Annotated in this window: 5 protein-coding genes; 3 read left to right on the top strand and 2 right to left on the bottom strand. The window is 74.5% G+C overall.

The window, feature by feature from the left end; all coding sequences use genetic code 11:
* Both KS423_RS38780 and KS423_RS38775 read left to right on the top strand, forming a co-directional pair.
* Positions 1-395 (top strand): zinc ribbon domain-containing protein (locus tag KS423_RS38780; RefSeq protein ID WP_224284433.1); only part of this gene is annotated, 395 nt, incomplete at its 5' end.
* Between the two features lie 89 nt (positions 396-484).
* Positions 485-1,012: a glycosyltransferase gene (locus KS423_RS38775; RefSeq protein WP_374120113.1), complete on the top strand. Its 528-nt coding sequence runs from the start codon at positions 485-487 to the stop codon at positions 1,010-1,012.
* Between the two features lie 785 nt (positions 1,013-1,797).
* On the opposite strand, the gene KS423_RS38770 is transcribed toward KS423_RS38775, so the two are convergent.
* Together KS423_RS38770 and bla are read right to left on the bottom strand one after the other, a co-directional pair.
* Positions 1,798-2,868, bottom strand: a complete 1,071-nt coding sequence (locus KS423_RS38770; RefSeq protein WP_224284431.1) for an MBL fold metallo-hydrolase — start codon at positions 2,866-2,868, stop codon at positions 1,798-1,800.
* Between the two features lie 31 nt (positions 2,869-2,899).
* Positions 2,900-3,829, bottom strand: coding sequence for a class A beta-lactamase (bla, locus tag KS423_RS38765; RefSeq protein ID WP_224284430.1), 930 nt, complete (start codon positions 3,827-3,829; stop codon positions 2,900-2,902).
* Between the two features lie 115 nt (positions 3,830-3,944).
* On the opposite strand from bla, the gene KS423_RS38760 reads away from it, so the two are divergent.
* Positions 3,945-4,761: LysR family transcriptional regulator (locus KS423_RS38760; protein WP_224284429.1), on the top strand; the 817-nt coding region annotated here is incomplete at its 3' end.

Genomic DNA, 4,761 nt, shown 5'->3' with positions numbered 1-4,761 from the left:
TGAAGGGACTTGCCCGCACCCGCATGGCCAAGTCCGTGCACGACGCCGGGTGGTCGGCGTTCGTGGCCATGTTGGAGTACAAGGCCGTGCGATACGGGCGTGCCTTCCACCGGATAGGCCGTTTCGAACCGACCTCACAGGTGTGTTCGAACTGCGGCGTCAAGGACGGCCCCAAGCCCCTCAATGTCCGGGAGTGGACGTGCGGGGCGTGCGAGGCTGTCCTGGACCGGGATGTCAACGCGGCGGTCAACGTCGCCAAGGCCGCCGGACTGGCGGTGCCGGCCTGTGGAGCGCAGGTGAGACCGGTACTCGTGCCGGCGCAGCGCGGTGAAGCAGGAACCCACCCGAAGCCGTACCGGGCAACGGTGCGACAGGCGGGAATCACTCGCCTTTAGGCGGGTGAGGATGTCAAGAGACGCCCCCCTCCACCGCACACGCCGTCCGGCGCACCGTCGCGGCGTTCCGCAGCACCGTCCCCGAGTGGCTGGACCGCTCCCCGTCCTCCCGCCCGCTCGTCTACGTGAGCCTCGGCACCCTGACCACCGCGATGCCCGGCCTGCGCAGCGTCGTGGGAAGCGTGTACCGGGAGGTCATGGCCGCCCTCTCCTCGACCGGCTGCGATGCGATCGTGTCCGCGGGGGACCTCGCGCGGGGCCTGCCGAGCACGGACGCTCGCATCACGGTCGTCGAGCACGTCCTGCAACCCGCTCTGCTTCGCCACGTGGACCTGTTCGTGACGCACGGCGGACGGGCCCCCCTGCTCGACGCGGTGCAGGGAGCAACGCCCGTCCTGGGCCTGGGCGTTCTCGCCGACCAGCCCGGCAACGCTGCCGCGTTCGCCCGCCGCGGCCTCGGCCGCGCGCTGGAACTCACCGCCACACGCGATGAGATCGCCGGCGCCGTCACGGCCGTCCTCGGCGACTCCTTCTACGCCGCCGCCATGACCGCTGCCAACGCCGAACTGGAACGGCTGCCACCGCTGGACCTCACGCAACTGCAGGCCGACATGTGATCCACGAGGCGCGGAGCACCCCCGCCACCGGCCGTCGGCCCACCCGCGGGAGGAGACCTGGGCCTCTCACCCCCCGAACTCCGGGCGGACCACGTCGGATCCGTCCACCTCCACGGGTAGCCGCGGCCGACCTCCACCCGAACTGCCGGCCCGGCCGAGCACCGCGGCCGTCGGGCGCGGGGACGCTCTGCTCCGTACGCACCCGGGGACCTGCGACGCGCTGGTGCTCATTCACAGTTCGGCGGTACGCGGCCGCCGTGGGGGTGGTGCTACAGCGCGATGTCCAACCACGCGATGCCGTTGAGCTCGACGTCGAGGCCCGAGGCGCGGTGTCCGTCCTGCGGAACCGAGGTGCGCAGCCGCCGAATCGCCCAGAGGGTCTCCTCCCGGTGCTTGGGCGGCGACCCTCGGCGGGTGGTTCGGGAAGGTACTGTCGGTCCAGCGCAGGAGGGGCGGTCGCGTGACGCGGGTGTCCTGGGGCGGGACCCGGCTCCGGGCTGGTCCGCCGTCGTGGCCGCACCGGGCCTGACGGGCCGTCGCGGCCGCACCGGGCCTGACGGTGTGCCGCCCCGCCGGTGGAACCCGGTTCGACGGGCCGGTCCCGGTCGGCCGTGAGTGGTGGCGGGCGCTGTGTACGCGAGAGGTCCTGCTGATGGTGACCGGACCGTTCACCGGCGTCCTGGACTTCCAGTCCGCCGCCGTGGCCGGGGAACGTGTTCGGACGCGGCGCAGGACCCGAAAGTAGCGCTGGGCGGGGGCGTCGGCCCGCCGCGTGGTGCGGGCGGTCAGCAGCGGGCGTGCGACGCCGCCACGGTGTGGGCTCCGCGCGCCCCGGCCCCTGTCCCGGCCGCTCCCGCCGCTTCCTCCGCGTCGGCGATGCGGCCGCGCAGCATCGCGTCCATGACCGCCATGTACCGCTGCGTGCGGGGGCCGCCGAGGAGGAAGGGGTTCGCGGCGCCGGGCGGTTGGTGCCGCAGTTGTTCGGCTCGTTCGAGGCCGTGGTCGTTCGGGTGGTTGGAGAGCTCGACCTCCACGTTCGCCCGGCGCATGACGGCCCGGAAGGAGTGGACGGACGCGAGGAAGGTGCGCAGTTCCGCCACCGTCGAGGGCGGGTTGAGGCCGCCCCACAGCATTGCGCTGTGGTGCCGGCGGCCCGCCTGGACCGGGATGACCGGGGACACGGTGCCGGGGGTGTGGCCCGGGGTGTGGTGCAGCTCGATCGTCGTGCCGCCGAGCGTGAGCTGCGCGCCGTCCGCGATGTCGAGGTCGCGGACGGGGGCGTCGGCGGGGCGGGTGCGGTCGAGGAGGTCCCAGTCGGCCGGGGACATGTGCACGCGGGCGCCGTAGCGGTCGGCGAAGGTCTGGGCGCCGCCGAAGTGGTCCGCGTGGCCGTGGGTCACGACGACGTGCCGGATCGCCGCCGGGTCGGCGCCGACCGCCCGCAGCCCGGGGATGATGACTCCCTCGGCATCGGCGGGTGAGGTGAGCGCGTCGATCAGCACGATGCCGTCGTCCGTCAGCACCGCCATCGCCGAGACCCAGCCCGCGCTCAGCAGCACGAGGTTGTCGAACAGCTTGACGGGCGCGCGCGCGGGTAGCGGGGGAAGGCCGGAGCCGGGTGTCAGCGCTGTCACCAGGGCCCGCAGCACGGGGTCGTCGGCGGCGAGGCGGCGGGCGCGGTCGTAGTGCGCGCGGGAGGCGGACGGTGCCTTCACCGAAGAGGGCGTGGCGGCCGAGGCCGAGCCCGGCAGGGCGGCCGGCGCGGCCCCGGCGGTGAGACCGAGAACGGCGAGCTGGGCGAGACGGCGCCGGGCGAAGTCGGCGTCCGTGGCGGTCCGGCGAGTGGGGCGGATCATCGCGGTCGGGCTCCTGGTCGGTCGGGGAGGGTCAGCCGAGGGTGCTGATGACGGTCTTCGTCGCCTGGGCGATCAGGGCGTCGTCGGAGGTGGCGCCCGCCTTGCCGCGGTCGGACAGGACGACGATCACGATCGGGGGGCGCCCGCCCGACGGCCACGCCACGGCGACGTCGTTGCGGGTGCCGTAGCCCGCGTTGCCGGTCTTGTCGCCGATCTTCCAGTCGGCGGGCACCCCCGCGCGGACGTACGGGCCGCCGGTCGTGTTGCCGACCAGCCAGCCCGTCAGCAGCCCGCGCCGGTCCTCCGCGAGGGCGTCGCCGAGCACGTAGCGGCGCAGGTCGGCGGCGAGGACGCGCGGCGTGCTGGTGTCGCGGGTGTCGCCCGGGGTCGCCTCGTTGAGGGTGGGTTCGGTGCGGTCGACGCTGGTGGTGGAGTCGCCCAGGTCGCGCAGGGACTGCTGGACGGCCGCCGGGCCGCCGAGTTCGGCGGTGACGAGGTTGGCCGCGGTGTTGTCGCTGTACTGGATGGAGGCGGCGGCCAGGTCCCGCAGCTTCATGCCGGTGGCCACGTGCTGCGAGGTGATCGGCGCCCACGTCAGCACGTCCTCCTGGCGGTAGGAGACGACCTTGTCCAGGTCCGCGTCGGACACCTTTCGCAGCAGGGCCCCGGCGGCGAGCGACTTGATCGTGGACGCGAACGCGAACCGCTCGTCGGCCCGGTGGGTGACCTCCCGGCCGCTGCCGGTGTCCACCGCGAACACGCCGAGCCGGGCGCCGAACTGCTGCTCAAGTGCCGCGAAGGAGGCGTCCGCCGAGTCGGTCGCGGGCGCCTGCGCCGCCGTCGCGCCGGGTGCCGGCGCCGTCGAGGCGCTGCCCGCCCGACCGCACCCGCCGATCAGTGCGGCCACGAGCAGGGCCACGGCGGGCAGCGCGGTGCGGGGGCGGTGAAGGTCGGGCGTCATCGGTGGTCTCCCAGGTGGTTCGTGCCGTCGCGCTCAGCTAAACAGGCCGCCGACTCCCCAGTCCAAGAGCGCAATCGCGAAGTGGACGATAAGAAAACACCTATGATTGCTGCCCATGGACCTGCTGGGGCACCTCCGCCACTTCCGCGCCGTCGCCGAGGAACGGCACTTCGGCCGCGCCGCCGAGCGCCTGCGGATCGCCCAGCCCTCGCTCTCCCAGCGGATCCAGCGCCTCGAACGCGAACTCGGCGTGACCCTGTTCGACCGCGGCCCGCGAGGCGTCGACCTCACCCCGGCGGGCCGGCTGCTGCTCGCCGAGGCCGAGGAGGCGCTGGACAGCGCCGCCCGCCTCCTCGCCACCGCCGCCGACCTGCGCAGCGGACGGGCCGGCACCCTGCGCGCGGCCGTCCCGCCCGAACTCGGGCCGGCCACCCTGGCCGCGCTGCTCACCGGCTTCGAGACCGCCTCCCCGGGCACCCGGCTCGAACTGCGGGAACTGCCGGTCGCGGCCGTGGTGCGCGAGCTCGCCCAGCACACCGTCGACGTCGCCGTCGTCCGCCACCCCTGCCCGGCCGACGGACTGGCCTTCGGCCCCGTCCTGCACCAGCCGCTCGGCGTCCTGCTCGCCGCCCGCAGTCCGTACGCCGACCGCCCGGAGCTCGCGGTGGCCGAACTGACCGGCCTGCGCCTGGTCCTCTTCCCACGCGCCACGGCCCCGGCCCTGTATGACGAGGTGCTCACCACGCTGACCAGGCACGGCTGCACCCCCGAGGCCGTCGTCGACCCGCCGGGACCGGACGTCGCGGGCGCGCTCGTGCTCACCGGCAGCGCCGTCGCCCTGGTGCCGCGCACCGCGCCACCACCGGGTACAGTCTGGCGTCCGCTGACCGGCACCCCGCTGGCCTGGCGGACCTCCACGGCCTGGCCGGCCG

It is taken from the genome of Streptomyces sp. LS1784 (genome assembly GCF_020103755.1).
Taxonomy (GTDB): Bacteria; Actinomycetota; Actinomycetes; order Streptomycetales; family Streptomycetaceae; genus Kitasatospora.
Note: the sequence above shows the minus strand (reverse complement) of the source record. Positions and strands in the feature narration are given on the sequence as shown.